13 protein-coding genes are annotated in these 18,340 nt (G+C 70.5%); 12 read left to right on the top strand and 1 reads right to left on the bottom strand.

What is annotated here, in order from left to right:
- Positions 1–26 precede the first annotated feature (26 nt).
- From dnaJ to EYQ95_RS13975, 12 genes are all read left to right on the top strand, one after another.
- Entirely contained in the window at positions 27–1,148 is a 1,122-nt protein-coding gene (dnaJ, locus tag EYQ95_RS14030) for a molecular chaperone DnaJ (RefSeq protein WP_132327845.1), read from the top strand.
- 121 nt (positions 1,149–1,269) lie between these two features.
- Positions 1,270–2,625 (top strand): sensor domain-containing diguanylate cyclase, encoded by a 1,356-nt coding sequence (locus tag EYQ95_RS14025; RefSeq protein ID WP_165924742.1) that lies wholly within the window; start codon positions 1,270–1,272, stop codon positions 2,623–2,625.
- 32 nt (positions 2,626–2,657) lie between these two features.
- Positions 2,658–3,356, top strand: a complete 699-nt coding sequence (dapB, locus tag EYQ95_RS14020) for a 4-hydroxy-tetrahydrodipicolinate reductase (RefSeq protein ID WP_132327843.1) — start codon at positions 2,658–2,660, stop codon at positions 3,354–3,356.
- A gap of 176 nt (positions 3,357–3,532) precedes the next feature.
- Positions 3,533–4,657 carry a glutamine-hydrolyzing carbamoyl-phosphate synthase small subunit gene (gene carA / locus EYQ95_RS14015; RefSeq protein ID WP_132327842.1) on the top strand — a complete coding sequence of 375 codons (1,125 nt, stop codon included), beginning with the start codon at positions 3,533–3,535 and terminating at the stop codon, positions 4,655–4,657.
- 1 nt (position 4,658) lies between these two features.
- On the top strand, positions 4,659–7,904 hold the full coding sequence (carB, locus tag EYQ95_RS14010) for a carbamoyl-phosphate synthase large subunit (protein WP_132327841.1): 3,246 nt from the start codon (positions 4,659–4,661) through the stop codon (positions 7,902–7,904).
- A gap of 155 nt (positions 7,905–8,059) precedes the next feature.
- Complete coding sequence (gene greA / locus EYQ95_RS14005; protein ID WP_132327840.1) at positions 8,060–8,536, top strand: transcription elongation factor GreA; 477 nt, start codon at positions 8,060–8,062, stop codon at positions 8,534–8,536.
- A gap of 20 nt (positions 8,537–8,556) precedes the next feature.
- The gene (locus tag EYQ95_RS14000; protein ID WP_243699937.1) at positions 8,557–9,480 is read left to right on the top strand and encodes a phosphoglycerate mutase; all 924 of its coding nucleotides are present in this window, start codon (positions 8,557–8,559) and stop codon (positions 9,478–9,480) included.
- Complete coding sequence (gene recJ, locus EYQ95_RS13995; protein ID WP_132327838.1) at positions 9,477–11,195, top strand: single-stranded-DNA-specific exonuclease RecJ; 1,719 nt, start codon at positions 9,477–9,479, stop codon at positions 11,193–11,195. The genes EYQ95_RS14000 and recJ overlap by 4 nt, the downstream gene beginning before the upstream one ends.
- A 53-nt stretch (positions 11,196–11,248) precedes the next feature.
- Positions 11,249–12,377, top strand: a protein-coding gene (gene prfB, locus EYQ95_RS13990; protein WP_132327837.1) for a peptide chain release factor 2 whose coding sequence is annotated in 2 segments (ribosomal slippage) — positions 11,249–11,323 and positions 11,325–12,377 — 1,128 coding nt in all. Because the reading frame shifts where the segments join, the coding sequence is not laid out codon by codon here.
- Between the two features lie 193 nt (positions 12,378–12,570).
- Entirely contained in the window at positions 12,571–14,088 is a 1,518-nt protein-coding gene (gene lysS, locus EYQ95_RS13985) for a lysine--tRNA ligase (protein ID WP_132327912.1), read from the top strand.
- A gap of 123 nt (positions 14,089–14,211) precedes the next feature.
- Positions 14,212–15,264 (top strand): HD domain-containing phosphohydrolase, encoded by a 1,053-nt coding sequence (locus EYQ95_RS13980; protein WP_132327836.1) that lies wholly within the window; start codon positions 14,212–14,214, stop codon positions 15,262–15,264.
- Positions 15,261–17,435 (top strand): ATP-binding protein, encoded by a 2,175-nt coding sequence (locus EYQ95_RS13975; protein ID WP_132327835.1) that lies wholly within the window; start codon positions 15,261–15,263, stop codon positions 17,433–17,435. Before EYQ95_RS13980 ends, EYQ95_RS13975 begins: the two co-directional genes overlap by 4 nt.
- Before the next feature lie 5 nt (positions 17,436–17,440).
- Here the strand turns inward: EYQ95_RS13975 and EYQ95_RS13970 are convergent, their stop codons facing one another.
- A complete protein-coding gene (locus EYQ95_RS13970; protein WP_132327834.1) occupies positions 17,441–18,304 on the bottom strand; it encodes a crotonase/enoyl-CoA hydratase family protein in 864 nt (287 codons plus the stop codon).
- Positions 18,305–18,340: the final 36 nt, after the last annotated feature.

Here is an 18,340-nt window from a genome sequence, read left to right as displayed (position 1 = left end):
GAATCTGCAGCACGACGAAGACGCCGATGAGCAAGCGCGATTACTACGAGGTCCTGGGCGTCGCCCGCGATGCCGGCGAGGACGACCTCAAGAAGGCGTATCGCCGCTGCGCCATGAAGTACCACCCGGATCGCAACCCGGGTGACAAGGCCGCCGAAGAAGCCTTCAAGGAATGCAAGGAGGCCTACGAGACACTGTCGGACCCCTCCCGGCGCCGCATGTACGACGCGCACGGCCATGCCGCCTTCGAGCACGGCATGGGCGGCGGCGGTGCGGGCTACGCCGACATGGGCGACATCTTCGGCGACATCTTCGGCAACATCTTCGGCGGTGCCGGCGGTGGACGCGGCCCGCGCCGCGGCGCCGACATCGGCTACGTCATGGAGCTGTCGCTGGAGGAAGCGGTCGGCGGCGTCGAGAAGCAGATCGAGGTGCCCACGCTGGACGAATGCGAGGCCTGCGATGGCAGCGGCTCGTCCGACGGCAGGCTCGATACCTGCAATACCTGCCACGGGCGCGGCCAGGTCCGCTTCCAGCGCGGCATCTTCTCGATGCAGCAGGCCTGCCCGCATTGCGGCGGGCGCGGCAAGACCATCGCCAACCCCTGCGACGAGTGCCATGGGCATGGTCGCGTCGAACGCACCAAGACCCTGCAGGTGAAGATTCCCGCGGGCGTCGACAACGGCGACCGCATCCGCCTGGCGGGCGAGGGCGAGGCCGGCCCGGCCGGATCGCCTCCGGGCGACCTCTACGTCGACATCCGCGTGCGCGAGCACGAGATCTTCCAGCGCGACGGCGACGACCTCCACTGCGAGGTGCCGATCCGCATCTCGCAGGCCGCGCTGGGCGACACCATCCGCGTGCCGACGCTGGAGGGCGAGGTCGAGTTGCGCATCCCGGTGGAGACGCAGACAGGCAAGATGTTCCGCCTCCGCGGCAAGGGCGTGCGCTCGGTGCGCAGCCGGCAGCCGGGCGACCTCTACTGCCGCGTCGTCGTGGAGACCCCGGTGAACCTGACCGCCGAGCAGCGGGAGCTGCTGGAGAGGTTCGAGGCCACGTTCGGCGGCGAGGGCGCGCGCCGCCACTCCCCGCGGTCGTCCACGTTCCTGGACGGCGTGAAGGGCTTCTGGGAGCGGATGACGGGCTGAGCCGCCCGGGAGCAGGCCGGGAGCGGTCGCCGGCGCTGGCTGCGGACTGGCGGCCCCGTGGCAGCTGATGCGGGCCGCCGGCTCTGGCATCCTCGGCATATCCGATGCCAAGGAGGCGCACGTGGACGGTCCCGCTGACCTGCAGCCCTGCCTTGATGCCCTGCCGCTGGCCGCGCTGCTGCTCGGTCCGTCCGGAGTCGTAGCGGCCAACGCCCTGGCTCATGAAATGCTCGGGCGCGAGGCCGCCGGGATAGGCGCGCGCGTCATCGCCGCAGTGGATCGCCATGGCCCGGGCGCCGCGCGCGGCGTGCTCGATGCCGGCGAGGGGCGCATCCTGGAGTTCGCGCTCGGCCCGTCGTGTGGCGGCCACCGCGTCGCCCTGCTGCGGGCTGCCGACGCCGACGTGCGCCTGCGGCACCGGCTCGAGCGTCGCCTCGAGTTCGAACGGCTGCTCACGCGCAGCTCGGCCGCGCTCATGCGCAGCGGGGACGCGCGGCTGGACGGCGAGATCGAGACCGTGCTCGGCAACGTCGGCGGCTTCTTCGACGTCGATCGGGCCTACGTCTTCCTGATCGACGAAGCTGCCGGCACGCAGAGCAATACGCACGAATGGACGGCCCCGGGCGTTTCGCGCGAGGTGCAGAACCTCCAGGGCGTGCCGCTCGACACGTTTCCCTGGCTGTTGGAGCGCCTTCGCGGCGACGCGGTATTCAGCTATGACCGCCTCGAGGATCTGCCGCCGGCGGCACAGGCCGAGCGCCGCGAGTTCGAGCGCGAGGGGATCCGGTCGATCCTGATCGTGCCGTTGTGGTCGGGCGCACGGCTTCGCGGATTCATCGGCTTCGACGCCGTGCGCCGCCACGTGGCGTGGAACGAGTCCTACGTGGTCGGCCTTCGGCTGCTTGCGCAGATGGTGGCGGGTGCGCTCGATGCGCGGGCGCTGGCGCGCCAGCTCCGTCGACAGGCCATGCACGACGCGCTCACCGGTCTGCCCAACCGCGCCTACCTCAGGCAGCGTTTCCTGCCGGGCTCGGCCTGCCACGCCGGAACGCTCGTGGGGGTCGTCGACGTGGACGACTTCAAGCGCGTGAACGACCACCATGGCCACGCCGCGGGCGACGCCGTGCTGCGTGAAATCGGAAAGCGCCTGACCGACGTGCTGGGCCCGGAGGCCACCGTCGCCAGGCTCGGCGGAGGCGAGTTCGTGGTCGTCGAGCCGAGCCCGAGCGAGCCGGCGACGCGGCTGGCCGCGCGGCTGGTGGGCATCGCCGCCCGTCCGTTCGAGGTTGCAGGCTCGCTGCAGGCGATCGGCATCAGCCTGGGCATGGTCGAGGCACGCGGCCCGGCCTGCCTGGACGCGCTGCTCGAGCGCGCCGATGCCGCGATGTACCGCGCGAAGGCGACGGGCAAGAACCGCTGGGTACTTGCGGGGACGGACCTCGTGACGGAGCCCGAGTTCGACACGCTCCCGGATTGATCGCGGCCGCGCCGGTCGCATAGCCTGTCGCGATGACATCCTGCAACCGTCTCCTCGTCCACGGCGCCAGCGGCCGCATGGGCTCCGCGCTGCTGCGCCTCGCGCCCGACCTCGGGCTGGAACCCGTCGCGGCGGTCGCACGACGGCCGCTCCCCGACGGCCGCCAGGCATTGCCGCCCGCGCGCATGGACGAGGCCCCGGCCTTCGACGTCGCCATCGATTTCAGCCTGCCCGAGGCCTTCGACGCGGTGCTGGCGCTCTGCGTCGCCCGCGGCGTGCCGCTGGTGTCGGGAACCACGGGGCTTTCCGAGGCCCAGCGCGCCGCGGTCCGCTCGGCCGCCGGCCGCATTCCGGTCGTCTGGGAGGCCAACTTCAGCCTCGGCGTTGCGGTGCTGGCCGACCTCGTGGAGCGTGCCGCGCAGCTGCTGGACGGCTGGGACTGCGACATCGTCGAGGCGCACCACGTGCACAAGAAGGACGCCCCTTCGGGCACGGCGCTGGCTTTGGGCGAGCGGGCCCGGGCCGGTGGCGCCGAGCCGCGCTACGCCTCGCTGCGCGCGGGGGACATCGTCGGCGAACACACGGTGCAGTTCGCCACCGCCGGCGAGCGCGTCGAGCTGGTGCACCGCGCCACCAACCGCGACATCTTCGCGCGCGGTGCGCTGCACGTCGCCCGTCGCGTGGTCGGCCGCCCGCCCGGCCTGTACGCCGTGAAGGACCTGCTGACCTGACCGCTGCCGCTCCGGCGGTGCACCGGGCGCTGGCGCAGCGACCCCCGCGCGGATAGAATTCCCGCTCGCCTGAAGCCCATCGTCGGACCGGTCCAGCACCGCGTCCGCGATTTTCTGCAGCCGCGATTCCGGCGGCCGCAGGGCTCGGCCTCCCTTCGCAGCCAAGGCGATCCCCCGTGACCCAACCCGCAATCCTCGCGCTCGAAGACGGCACCATCTTCGAGGGCGTATCGGTCGGCGCGCCCGGCCTGTCCGTCGGCGAAGTCGTGTTCAACACGGCGATGACGGGCTACCAGGAAGTCGTGACCGACCCGTCCTACGCGCGGCAGCTCGTCACGCTGACGTATCCCCACATTGGCAACACCGGCACCACGTCCAAGGATGACGAGGCCAGGGCCGTCTGGCCCGCCGGCCTGATCGTGCGCCACGTGCCCCGGCGGCCCAGCAACTGGCGCTCGCAGCTCTCGCTCCCCGGCTGGCTCGCCGAGAAGGGCGTAGTGGCCATTTCCGACATCGATACGCGCAAGCTCACCCGCCTGCTGCGCGACCGCGGCGCGCAGAACGGTGCGCTGATGGCCGGCGACGCGGTCGATGCCGATGCCGCCATCGAGGCCGCCCGCAAGTTTCCCGGCCTCAAGGGCATGGACCTGGCCAAGGAGGTCTGCACGCGCGAGCCCTACGAATGGCGCGAGACGGAACTCGACCTCGACACGGACGGCTTCGCGCAGGGCGAGGGCCGCTACCACGTGGTCTGCTACGACTTCGGCGTCAAGCTCAACATCCTGCGCATGCTGGCCTCGCGCGGCTGCCGCGTCACCGTCGTGCCGGCGCAGACGCCCGCGGCCGATGTCCTCGCGCTGAACCCCGATGGCGTGGTGCTTTCCAATGGCCCAGGCGACCCGGAACCCTGCACCTACGCGATCGAGGCCACGCGCGAGTTCATCGCGCGCCGCGTACCGATCTACGGCATCTGCCTCGGCCACCAGATCCTCGCGCTCGCCGCCGGCGCGCGCACGCTCAAGATGAAGTTCGGCCACCACGGTGCGAACCATCCCGTGCAGGACCTCGACACGGGGCGCGTGCTGATCACCAGCCAGAACCACGGCTTCGCGGTGGACGAGGCGACGCTTCCGGCGAACGTGCGGATCACGCACCGGTCGCTCTTCGACGGCAGCAACCAGGGCATCGCGCTCACCGACGCGCCGGCCTTCAGCTTCCAGGGCCATCCCGAAGCCAGCCCGGGCCCGCACGACCTCGCACCGTTGTTCGATCGTTTCATTGCGTCGCTGGAGGCGCGTTGACATGCCCAAGCGCACCGACATCAAGACCATCCTGATCATCGGCGCGGGCCCGATCGTCATCGGCCAGGCCTGCGAGTTCGACTACTCCGGCGCGCAGGCCTGCAAGGCCCTGCGCGACGAGGGCTACCGCGTCGTGCTGGTCAACAGCAATCCCGCGACGATCATGACCGACCCCGACATGGCGGACGCGGTCTACATCGAGCCCATCAACTGGCAGACGGTCGAGAAGATCATCGCCAAGGAGCGGCCGGACGCGCTGCTGCCGACGATGGGTGGCCAGACCGCGCTCAACTGCGCGCTGGACCTGGCCGACAACGGCGTGCTCGAGAAATACGGCGTGGAGCTGATCGGCGCCTCGCGCGAGGCGATCCGCATGGCGGAGGACCGCGAGCTGTTCCGCGTGGCGATGCAGGAGATCGGGCTGGAGTGCCCGAAGGCCGCGGTGGCGCGCAGCTTCGAGGAAGCCGTCGAGATCCAAGCGCGCGTGGGCTATCCGACCATCATCCGCCCCAGCTTCACGCTGGGCGGCACCGGCGGCGGCATCGCCTACAACAAGGAGGAGTTCGAGGAGATCGCCAAGCGCGGCCTCGAGCTTTCGCCCGTGCACGAGATCCTCGTCGAGGAGTCGGTGCTGGGCTGGAAGGAGTTCGAGATGGAGGTCGTCCGCGACAAGGCGGACAACTGCATCATCGTCTGCTCCATCGAGAACTTCGACGCGATGGGCGTGCATACCGGCGACTCGATCACGGTCGCCCCGGCGCAGACGCTCACCGACAAGGAGTACCAGCGCCTGCGCGATGCTTCGATCGCCGTGCTGCGCAAGATCGGCGTCGATACCGGCGGCTCGAACGTGCAGTTCGGCGTGAACGCGCAGAACGGCCGAGTCGTCGTCATCGAGATGAACCCGCGCGTGTCGCGCTCCTCGGCGCTCGCCTCCAAGGCGACCGGTTTCCCGATCGCCAAGGTCGCCGCCAAGCTCGCGGTCGGCTATACGCTGGACGAGCTGCGCAACGAGATCACCGGCGGCCAGACCCCGGCGTCCTTCGAGCCTTCGATCGACTACGTCGTCACCAAGATCCCGCGGTTTGCCTTCGAGAAATTCCCGCAGGCCGATGCACGCCTCACCACGCAGATGAAGTCGGTGGGCGAGGTCATGGCCATGGGCCGCACGTTCCAGGAGTCGCTGCAGAAGGCCCTGCGCGGCCTGGAGACCGGCAAGGTCGGCCTCGACCCCACCGGGCTCGATCTCGCGAACGAGGAGGACCTGGCGACCCTGCGCCGCGAGCTCAAGGAGCCGGGCCCGGAGCGCATGTTCCACATCGGCGACGCGTTCCGTGCTGGCCTGTCCGTGGAGGACGTGCACGCGCTCTCCCACGTGGACCGCTGGTTCCTCGACCAGATCGAGGACATCGTGGCGGCCGAGAAGGAGGTCGCGGCGGCCGGCCTGTCCGCCCTCGACGCCCGGCGCATGCGCGAGCTCAAGCGCATGGGCTTCTCCGACGCGCGCCTGGCGCAGATCACCGGCACCGACGAGGCGGCCGTGCGCGCACTGCGCCGCGCCTTCGGCGTGCGCCCGGTCTACAAGCGCATCGACTCCTGCGCAGGTGAGTTCGCCACCGAGACCGCGTACATGTACTCGACCTACGAGGACGAGTGCGAGTCGAACCCGAGCGACCGCCGCAAGATCATGGTGCTGGGCGGCGGCCCGAACCGGATCGGGCAGGGCATCGAGTTCGACTACTGCTGCGTGCACGCGGCGCTCGCGCTTCGCGAGGACGGGTTCGAGACCATCATGGTCAACTGCAACCCAGAAACCGTGTCGACCGATTACGACACCTCCGACCGCCTGTACTTCGAGCCGCTGACGCTCGAGGACGTGCTGGAGATCGTCGAGGTGGAGAAGCCCTTCGGAGTGATCGTGCAGTACGGCGGCCAGACGCCGCTCAAGCTTGCCCGCGCGCTGGAGGCCAACGGGGTGCCCGTGATCGGCACCTCGCCCGACAGCATCGACCTGGCCGAGGACCGCGAGCGCTTCCAGAAGCTGGTCGACGAGCTGGGCCTCAAGCAGCCGCCGAACCGCACCGCGCGCAGCCCGGAGGAGGCGCAGGTGCTGGCCCGCGAGATCGGTTACCCGCTGGTGGTGCGCCCGAGCTACGTGCTGGGCGGACGCGCGATGGAAGTCGTCCATTCCGACGCCGAGCTCGCGCGCTACATGCGCGATGCGGTGAAGGTCTCGAACGACTCGCCGGTACTGCTCGACCGCTTCCTGGACCACGCGGTCGAGGTCGATGTCGACGTGATCGCCGACCGCGAGGGCAATGTGCTGATCGGCGGGGTGATGGAGCACATCGAGGAGGCCGGCGTTCACTCGGGCGACTCGTCCTGCTCCCTGCCGCCGTACTCGCTGTCGAAGGCCACGCAGGACCGCCTGCGCGAGCAGGTGGTCGCGCTGGCACGTGCACTCCGGGTCGTGGGCCTGATGAACACGCAGTTCGCGATCCAGCAGGAGCCCGACGGCAGCGACACGATCTTCCTGCTCGAGGTCAATCCGCGTGCGTCGCGCACCGTTCCCTTCGTGTCCAAGGCGATCGGCAAGCCGCTGGCCAAGATCGCCGCGCGCTGCATGGCCGGCAGCACGCTGGCCGAGCAGGGTGCCACCGAGGAAGTGGTGCCCGACTACTTCTCGGTCAAGGAGGCGATCTTCCCGTTCGCGAAGTTCCAGGGTGTCGACCCCATCCTCGGCCCGGAGATGCGCTCCACCGGCGAGGTCATGGGCGTGGGGCGCAGCTTCGGCGCCGCCATGGCCCGCGCGCACGAGGCCGGCGGCATCCGCCAGCTCGCGTCGAGCGGCAAGGTCTTCATCTCGGTGCGCGATCCGGACAAGCAGCGCGTGCTGCCCGTGGCCCAGGACCTGGTCGCGCGCGGCTACTGCATCGTCGCGACGCGCGGCACGGCCAATTTCCTGCGTGCCAACGGCGTCGAGTGCGAAGTGGTGAACAAGGTGATCGAAGGCCGGCCGCACGTGGTCGATCTGATCAAGAACGGCGAGATTGCCTACATCGTCAACACCACCGAAGGGCGGCAGGCGATCTCGGACTCGTTCTCGATCCGCCGCGAGGCGCTGCAGCACCGCGTGATCTACTCGACGACGATCGCGGGCGCCCGTGCGCTGCTGCAGTCGCTGCCCTATCGCGGCACTGGCCCGGTGTGGTCGCTGCAGGAACTGCACGCCAGCCTCGCGGGGTGAGTAAGTCCGGCCATGGATGAACGCGGATGAACACGGACGGGTGACGTCGCTTCACGTCGATGCCGACCGCTTCGTGCAAATCCGTTTTCATCCGTGGTAAACCGCTTTCCGCTTGTCCACGCCGCGGCGAACGCCGGCGAATTCCAGGAATCCCAATGAGAGCTCCCATTACGGCGAAGGGCGCGCAGAAGCTGCGCGCCGAACTCGACAACCTGAAGTCGGTGCAGCGCCCGGCGGTGATCAATGCGATCGCCGAGGCCCGCGCGCACGGCGATCTCAAGGAGAACGCCGAGTACGCCGCGGCCCGCGAGCAGCAGGGCTTCATCGAAGGACGCATCAAGCAGCTCGAAGGCGAGCTCTCGCACGCGGAGATCATCGACGTCGCCCGGCTCAATGCCGGCAGCCGCGTCGTGTTCGGCGCGACCGTCGAGCTTGCCGACGTGGACACCGACGAGCAGAAGACCTACCAGATCGTCGGGGACCTCGAAGCCGACATCAAGCAGGGGCTGATCGCGATCTCCTCGCCGGTGGCGCGTGCGCTGATCGGCAAGAACGAGGGCGACACGGTGACCATCGAGGCGCCGGGCGGCACGCGGGAATACGAGATCGTCGGCGTCCGCTACATCGGCTGAGCATGCCGACGGCAATGCTCATGCTGCCTCCGCGCACCCGCTTCGCGGGGCAGGCGCTGCCGGCCGCGGTGGCGCGCGCGCTGGGCCGCGCGGACAGGGATCGCGGCGACGGCGGGCTCGGCGCGGCGTTCGACGTATTGCCCCGCGGATGGCCCATGGCGGCGGTGATGCGCCAGGCCGAGCGTGGCGACGCCGCCGGCGCGCAGTGGGTGCGCGCCGACCCCGCGTACGTGCGGCCGGACATCAACGGCGCACGCCTGCTGGCCATCGGCGAAAGCCTCGGCCTCGACGATGCCTCCGCCGAAACCCTTCTGCGCACGCTGCGACCGGTGTTCGGCGACTTCGGCATGCCGATCGAGGCCACGGCACCGTCGCGCTGGTATCTGCGCGTCGATGCCGGCGCGCCCCTGCCGAGCTTTGCCCACCCGGACGAGGCGCTTGGCGCCGACCTCTTCGAGCACCTGCCGCCGGGCGATGCGGGCCGCCGTTGGCGCGCCCTGCTGAGCGAAGCGCAGATCCTGCTGCACCAGCATCCGCTGAACGCCGACCGCGCGACACGCGGGCTGGCGCCGGTCAACTCGGTCTGGTTCTGGGGCGGCGGACGGCTTCCGGACCACGTGACCACGCGTTTCACCCGCATCGCCAGCGACGACGAGGCCGTGCGTGCATTGGCCATGCTCGCCAATGCCGGTCGCGAAGGTCTGCCGGCGCAGTGGCCGGGCGACGTCCATGGCGACGCGGCTTTCGACCTTCGCCGCATGCGCGGCCTCGACGCACTGTGCCGGCAGTGGCTGGAGCCTGCGATCGACGCCGTGCGCCATGGCCGCCTCGCGACGCTGGAACTCGTTCTCGACGACGGCATACGTTACCGCATCCGCCGGTCGCAGGCCCTGAGATTCTGGCGGCGTCCACTGCGCGCCCCGGTTGCCGACGACGCCGAATGAGCCGCATCGCCGCCCGCCTCGTGCGTCGTGCCCCCGTCGCGCCCGGCGCCTGGGCGGCGGCGCTGCATCCCGTGCTCGCGCGCGTGTACGCGATGCGCGGCGCCACCTGCATCGAACAGGCACGCCCGCGGCTGGCCCACCTGGTGCCGCCGGACACCATGGGCGGGCTGGAGGACGCCACGCGCCTGCTCGCGGAGGCGATCGCGGCCGACGCGCACATCGTGGTGGTCGGCGACTTCGACTGCGACGGCGCCACGGCCTGCGCGGTGGGCGTGCGCGGCCTGCGCATGCTCGGCGCGCGGCGCGTGTCCTACGCCGTCCCCAACCGCATGGTGCATGGCTATGGCCTGACGCCGGCGATGGTCGACGAGCTCGCGCCGATGGCGCCGGACCTCGTCGTCACCGTCGACCACGGCATCGCCTGCCACGCGGGCGTGGGGGCGGCCAAGGCACGCGGATGGCGCGTGCTGGTCACGGACCACCATCTGCCGGGTGAATCGCTGCCGCCGGCCGATGCGATCGTCGACCCGAACGTGCGCGGCGATCCGTTCGCCAGCAAGGCGCTGGCCGGCGTCGGCGTGATCTTCTACGTGCTGCTGGCGCTGCGCCGCCGCCTGCGCGACGCGGGCGCTTTCGCCGGTGGCGAGCCCGACCTGTCCACGCTGCTCGACCTCGTGGCGGTCGGGACCGTCGCCGACCTCGTTCCACTGGACGCCAACAACCGTGCGCTGGTGGCCGGCGGCCTGCGCCGCCTGCAGAAGGGGCAGGGCTGTCCCGGGCTGCGCGCGCTCATCGAGGTCTCGCAGCGCGAGGAGGCGCGCCTCACCACCGCCGACATCGGCTTCGCGGTGGGCCCGCGGATCAACGCGGCCGGGCGGCTGGAGGACATGTCGCTGGGCATCGAATGCCTGCTCAGCGACGACCTCGAGCGCGCCCGCGAGATCGCCCGCATGCTCAACGAGATCAACGGCGAGCGCCGCGCCGTGCAGCAGCAGATGGTCGACGAGGCCGAGCGCGCCCTGGCGCGGGTGGAGCTGCCGGGCGGTGCGCTTCCCGCCACCATCTGCCTGTTCGACCCGGAATGGCATCCGGGCGTGGTCGGCCTGGTCGCCTCGAAGATCAAGGAGCGGCTGCACCGCCCGGTGGTCGCGTTCGCGCCTGCCGCGCCCGGTTCCGACCTGCTGCGCGGCTCCGCGCGCTCGATCCCGGGTTTCCACGTGCGCGACGCGCTGGCCTCGATCGCGGCGGTCCGCCCCGGGCTGGTGGAGCGTTTCGGCGGGCATGCCATGGCCGCGGGCCTGAGCCTTCGTGCCGCGCGCGTCGATGCGTTCCGCGACGCGCTGCACGAGGTTGCCGCCGGCCATCTCACGCCCGAGCTGCTGCAGGCCGAGATCCACAGCGACGGCGAGCTCGCGCCGCACGAACTCTCCCGGGCCTGCGCCGAGGCGCTGCGCGACGGCGGTCCCTGGGGGCAGGCGTTTCCCGAGCCGCTGTTCGACGGCGAGTTCCGCGTGCTGGGCACGCGGATCGTCGGCCAGCGGCACCTCCGGCTCGACCTGGACCTGCGCGGCACGCGTCTGAACGCGATCGAGTTCGGCGGGGCCGAGCGCGAGCCCCCCGGCCAGCGCGTCCGGATCGCCTACCGGCTGGAGCCCGACGACTACCGGGGAGGCGACGCGATCCAGCTGGTCGTGGCCCACCGCGAGCCCGCCTGAAGCAGGCGCGCTGCTAGAATTCGCGGTTCGCCATCAACGAACTGCCGCCGGACATGATCGAGCTCAATCCCGTGCGCCAGCGAATCGCCGACCTCCGGGAACGGCTGGATTCGCTCAGGGGGTATCTTTGACTTCGACCACAAGGTCGAACGTCTCGAAGAAGTGAACCGGGAGCTCGAGAGCCCCGACGTGTGGAACGATCCGGAGCGTGCGCAGGCCCTCGGCCGCGAGCGCGCCTCGCTCGACAGGGTCGTCACCGGCATCCGCAGCCTGACCGACGGCCTCGTCGGCGCCCTCGAGCTGCTTGAGCTCGCGGAAATGGAGGACGACGAGGACACCGCGAAGGCGGTGGTCGACGACGTCGAGCGTTATGCCTCCGACGTCGACAAGCTCGAGTTCCAGCGCATGTTCTCCGGCCAGATGGACGGCGCGAACGCCTTCGTCGACATCCAGGCCGGCGCCGGCGGCACCGAGGCGCAGGACTGGGCCGAGATGCTGCTGCGCATGTACCTGCGCTGGTGCGAGTCGCGGGGCTGGAAGACCGAACTGCTGGAAGCCAGCGGCGGCGACGTCGCGGGCATCAAGTCGGCCACCTTCCGCGTGGAGGGCGACTTCGCCTACGGCTGGCTCAAGACCGAGACCGGCGTGCACCGCCTGGTGCGCAAGTCGCCCTTCGACAGCGACAACCGCCGGCATACCAGTTTCACGAGCGTGTTCGTGAGCCCCGAGGTCGACGACAAGATCGACATCGAGATCAACCCCGCCGACCTCAAGACCGACGTCTACCGCTCCTCGGGCGCCGGTGGCCAGCACGTCAACAAGACCGAGTCGGCGGTGCGCATCACGCACGTCCCGAGCGGCATCGTGGTGGCCTGCCAGACCGAGCGCAGCCAGCACGCCAATCGGGATCGCGCGATGAAGATGCTCGCGGCCAAGCTCTACGAGCTCGAGCTGCAGAAGCGCAATGCCGAGAAGGACGCGGTGGAGGCCACCAAGTCCGACATCGGCTGGGGCAGCCAGATCCGCAACTACGTGCTGGACCAGAGCCGCATCAAGGACCTGCGCACCGGCATCGAGCGCTCCGATACGCAGAAGGTGCTCGACGGTGACCTGGACGAGTTCGTCGAGGCGAGCCTCAAGGCCGGGCTCGAGGTAGGCGCCAAACGCGCGGACGCCGTCTGACCCGGAAGGCCGCTCGCGTCGGGGTTCGTCCTTCGTCCCGCAGGGCGTGGACGTTCCCGCCGGCGCGAAGGATCGCCCCGTAGACAAGTACACCGACGTCGACTGCACGATCCATGGCGCGCCGCGCACGCGGCACCCACGCAGCCACAGGCCGACGAAGCCGCCGCACCCCACGACCAGCAAGACCACGACGATGACCGACACCACGCCCGCCACGCCGCACGCCGACGAGAACCACCTGATCGCCGAGCGCCGCGCGAAACTCGCCGCGCTGCGCGGGCAGGGCATCGCCTTCCCGAACGACTTCAGGCGCATCGATTACGCCGGTGACCTGCAGGCGGAGTTCGCCGATGTGGAGCGCTGGACGGCCGAGGCGTTCGACGTGACCCCGCGCCGCGTGGCCCTCGGCGGGCGCGTGCTGCTCAAGCGCGACATGGGCAAGGCCGGCTTCGCGCAGGTGCAGGACGAGTCCGGGCGCATCCAGCTCTGGCTGAAGAAGGACCTGCTGGGCGAGGCCTTCGACGTCTTCAAGAACCTCGACCTCGGCGACATCGTGGCGGTCGAGGGGGAGCTCACCCGCACGCGTACGGGCGAGCTGTCGGTCAAGGCGTCGTCGCTGCGCCTGCTCACCAAGGCGCTGCGCCCGTTGCCGGACAAGTTCCACGGCATGGCCGACATCGAGCAGCGCTACCGCCAGCGCTACGTCGACCTGATCGTGACGCCCGAATCCCGCGACGTGTTCGTCAAGCGCAGCAAGATCATCCGCGCCATGCGCGCCTGGCTGGATGCGCGGCGCTTCCTCGAGGTCGAGACGCCGATGATGCATTACATCCCCGGCGGCGCCACGGCCAGGCCCTTCGTCACGCACCACAACGCGCTGGACCTTGAGCTCTACCTGCGCGTGGCGCCTGAGCTCTACCTCAAGCGCCTGGTCGTGGGCGGGCTCGAGCGCGTCTACGAGATCAACCGCAACTTCCGCAACGAGGGGGTGTCCACGCGGCACAACCCCGAGTTCACGATGCTCGAGCTGTACGAGGCCTATGCCACGTACCACGAGATCATGGACCTCACGGAAAACGTGATCCGCGACACGGCCCTCGAGGTGCTCGGCACCACGCAGCTGGAATGGGAAGGGCAGGCGATCGACCTCGGCCCGCGCTTCCGCCGCTGGTCTATGACCGACGCCGTGCTGGAGCACAACCCCGCGATCGCCCGCGAGGACCTGCGCGACCTCGACCGCATGCGCGAGCACTGCGCGCGGCTGCGCATCCCGGTCAAGCCCTCGTACGGCTGGGGGAAGCTGCTGCTGGAGATCTTCGAGAAGACGGTCGAGCACACGCTCGTCCAGCCGACGTTCATCACCGACCACCCGGTCGAGGTCAGCCCGCTGGCGCGCGCCAGCGACGCCGACCCCGAACTCACCGACCGCTTCGAGCTGTTCGTGGGCGGCAGGGAGCTGGCGAACGGCTTCTCGGAGCTCAACGATCCGGAGGACCAGGCTGCGCGCTTCCTCGCGCAGGTGCAGGCGAAGGAGGGCGGCGACGACGAGGCCATGCACTTCGATGCGGACTACATCCGCGCGCTGGAGGTCGGCATGCCGCCGACCGGCGGGCTGGGCATCGGCATCGACCGGCTCGTGATGCTGCTCACCGATCGCGCTTCCATTCGCGACGTGCTGCTGTTTCCGTACATGCGGCCGGAGCACGGCTGATCCATGCGTTCAAGTACGGCACGGACGCCGCCGATAACCGGGACAGGACGGCGCGCCGCGCGCGCCGCGACCGGGTTATCCTCGCGCCAACCGCCGTCGGGGCGCCTGCCAACGGAAGGTCCCATGAACGTCGTCATCGTCGATGACCAGACCAGCGCACGCACCATGCTGCGCCACATCATCGAGGACATCGGCTCCGAGCTCGAGGTCCACGACTTCGGGGAGCCGCAGGCTGCGCTCGACTGGTGCGCCGCGCACGATCCCGACCTGCTGTTGCTGGACTACCGCATGCCGGGCATCGACGGGCTCGAGTTCGCGCGCCGCTTCCGCAGGCTGCCGCGGCACCGCGACATTCCCATCATCCTGGTGACGGTCGTCGGCGACGAGCCGGTCAGGCAGGCGGCCCTGGACGCCGGCGTGATCGACTTCCTCGTCAAGCCCGTGCGCCCGCGGGAGCTGCGGGCGCGCTGCCGCAACCTCCTGCAGCTGCGCCAGCAATCGGAAACGGTCAAGCAGCGTGCGCTGTCGCTGGAGGCGCGTCTCCAGGCCACGCTGCAGCAGATCGAGGAACGCGAGCGCGAAACCCTGTCGCGCCTGGCGCGTGCCGTGCAGTACCGCGACGGCGGCGCGCATCCGGACCTGCAGCGCATGGCCGCCGTCGTCGGCGTGGTCGCGCGCGGCGTGGGGATGTTCGAGGACGAGGTGCGGCTGCTGGAACTGGCGACGCCGCTGCACGATCTGGGCAAGATCGCGCTGCCCGATGCCGTGCTGCAGAAGGCCGGCCCCCTCTCGGACGAGGAGCGCGCCCTCGTGCGACGCCATCCGGAGATCGGGCATGAGCTGCTCGCGGGCAGTGGCAGCGCCTTCCTCGACCTGGCGGCGACGATCGCTCTCAGGCATCACGAGCGCTTCAACGGCAGCGGCTATCCCGACGGACTCAAGGGCAACGAGATCCCGCTCGAAGCGCGCATCGTCGCGGTCGCCGACGTGTTCGATGCGCTGATCTCGGAGCAGCCGTACAAGCACGCGTGGGAGATCGACGCCGCGCTCGCGCACCTGTACGCGCAGCGTGGCCGGCTGTTCGACCCCGACTGCGTCCAGGCGCTGCTGTCGGCCCGTCGCCAGCTCGACCCCATATGCGGGCCGGGCGGACCGGCCGCGGGGAGCAGACAGTGAACGCGGCACTGGCCCGTCTGCGCGAGAAGCTGCGCGAACGTCCCGACAGCGAGCACGGCCAGGCGGCGGTCCGCATGGGCGCACTGGCGGTCGTGCTGATCTACCTCGTCGCCGGCGGCGGCCGCCAGTCCCAGGCCTGGCACGACGTCCTGGCCATGGTGGCCGTCGGCTTCGTCATTGGCGCGGTCATCCTCGCCTGGATCCTCGCCGCGCCGGGGCGCAGCCACCCGCGGCGCCTTCTCGGCATGGCGGCCGACTACGGGCTGATGTGCGCGGCCATGATCCGCATGGGCGAACCCATCGCCTGGGTCTACATGCTCATCATGTGGGTGACGGTGGGCAACGGCCTGCGGTTCGGCAGCCGCTACCTGGCCGGTGCCGTGGCCGCGGCCATGACGGCTTTCGGGCTGGTGCTGGCCCTGTCGCCGTACTGGCGCGAGAACCTGAGCCTGGGCATCGGCCTGCTGATCGGCCTGTTCGCGATTCCGATGTACCTGACGGGCCTGTTGCGCGACCTCACCCGCGCCACCGAGGAAGCGCGACGCGCGAACGAGGCCAAGAGCCGCTTCCTGGCCAACATGAGCCACGAGTTCCGCACGCCGCTCAACGGCCTGGCCGGCATGGCGGAGGTGCTGGCATCGACCAGGCTCGATGCGGAACAGCGCGAAGCGCTCGATACCATCCAGGCCTCGACGCGCACGCTCATGAGCCTGGTCGAGGACGTGCTGGACATCTCCGCGATCGAGGCCGGCAAGCTGCGGCTGCACAACGCGGAGTTCGACGTGCGCGAGCTCGTCGACGGCATCGGGCTCATCCTGGAGCCGCAGGCCCGCGCGAAGGCGCTGGACTACCAGGTCAGGATCGCCCCGGACGTGCCCGCATGCGTGCGCGGCGACGCGAGCCACGTGCGCCAGGTCCTGATCAACCTGCTCGGCAATGCCGTCAAGTTCACGGATGCCGGCTCGGTCGGGCTGGACGTCGAGGTCGTCGCCCGGGACGAGCAGCGCACCTGCCTGCGGTTCGCGGTCACCGACACCGGCATCGGGATCCCGGCCGCGGCGCGCCAGCGCCTGTTCGATGCGTTCGAGCAGGCTGACGCCGGCCTGGCCCGCCGCCACGGCGGCACCGGGCTCGGGACGACGATCGCCAAGGGGCTGACGGAGGCCATGGGCGGGTCGATCGGCTTCGAGAGCAGCGAGGGCAAGGGCTCGCGTTTCTGGATCGTGCTGCCGTTCCAGACGGTGGCCAAGGCGGCGCCCGCGCCCGAGCCGTTGGCGGCTGCGCGCTCGGCGCGCGACGCGCGCCCGCCCGAGAACGTCATCGAATTCGCCAACCCCTTCCTCCGGCACAGGGCACGCGTGCGCCCGCTCAGCGTGCTGGTCGCGGACGACCACGCGGCCAATCGCATGGTGCTGCAGCGGCTCCTGCAGAAGGCCGGGCACCGCGTGACCTGCGTGGACGGCGCCGAGGAGGTGCTGGACCTGCTTGCCGAGGCGCAGTTCGACCTCGTGGTCACCGACCTCCACATGCCCGGCATGAGCGGCATCGACATGCTGCGCCATCTGCGGTTGATGGAGGCCGGCGCCGGCCGCCGTACGCCGGTCGTGATCCTGAGTGCGGACGTGACCCCGGGCGCCATCCAGGCGTGCCAGGACGCCGGCGCATGGGGATTTCTGGCCAAGCCGGTCTCCACCGCGCGGCTGCTGGACACGCTTGCGCAGGTCGCCGAACAGGATCGGCCGTCGGCGCGCGGCCTGCGCATCCAGCCCTCGGCCGAACCGGCGCCGTCGGACGGAGCCTTCGACCCCGGCGTGCTGGACGAGCTGGCCTCGCTGGGCATGGGCGAGGCGTTCGAGCGTGAGTTCGTCGGACAGTGCCTCGGGGACGCGGAACGCGGGATCGCCGAGATCGCGCGCGCGGCCGCCAGCTCCGACTGGACCGCGCTGCGCGAACACGCGCACGCGGTGAAGGGCGTGGCGGGCAACGTCGGGCTCGTCCGGCTGTCCAGCCTTTCCGGCGAGATGATGCGCATGCCCGACTGGCAGCTCTCGGGCGAGTGGCGCTCGCGCGTGGAGGCGCTGCGCGAGCGACTGGCGCAGGGACGCGAGATCCTCGGTGCCCGCCTCGCGGCCGATGGCGGACGCGACGAGGCGGGGCACCGCAACGACTGAGCCCGTCAGCCCGCGGCGCGCCGCAGCTGCGCGCGGACGATCCGTTCCATGGTGCGCAGCGAACGATCCCCCAGGGCGAGAGCGGCATCGACCCAGATGCCCGTGATGGCCATGAGCTCGTCGTAGGTGACGGGGTTGGCGACGCGGCGCACGCGATTGAGCGCCAGGTGTGCCTGCGGCGCGCGCTGCTCCTGCTGGATGAGTTCGCGCACCACGCGCTCGCCCTGGCCCTTGGGGGCCAGCACGTCGACGATGCCCATGCGGTGCAGCTCCTGTGCCGGGAGGATGCGCGCTTCCAGGATCAGGCGCTCCGCCAGCTGCGGCGCGACGCGTCGGCTCAGGAACGAGTAGGCGCCCATCCCGGGAAACAGGCCGAATACCGCTTCGGGCAGCCCGAGTTCCGCGTCTTCCTCGGCCACGATCACGTGGCAGGCGAGCGCCAGTTCCATGCCGCCACCGAGTGCGTCGCCCTGGACGAGCGCAATCGTCCGCACGCCGCCGCCGAGGCCGTCATGGAGCAGGTGCACGCCGTCGATGCACTTGCGCGCGTAGTCCATCAGGCCATCGCGGTCGCGCGCGCGGATGAGCTGGGCGAACAGGGCGAGATCGCCCCCGAGGTTGAACGCACCCTGCGCATCCGAGGCGAGCACCACGTGACGCAGTCCGGTGCGTGCCGCCTGCGCGCCCGGCGTCGCGACCGTGGACAGCATGGCCCACATGTCGTGCATGAGTTCGGGACGGAAGCAGGGGCGCGCACCGGTGGCGTGGTCGGCATGCATGTAGAGCCAGTGGCCCGCGCCCGATGGGTCCGCTTCGACGCGGACAGTGGGGTACGCGCGTGCACGGTGAAGCGACTCGATGTTGCTCATGTTGCGGGTCCTCGGAAGTGGACCGTCCGCGGGAGC

It is taken from the genome of Lysobacter sp. N42 (assembly GCF_004344885.1).
This window is presented reverse-complemented; position numbering and strand designations above follow the sequence as displayed.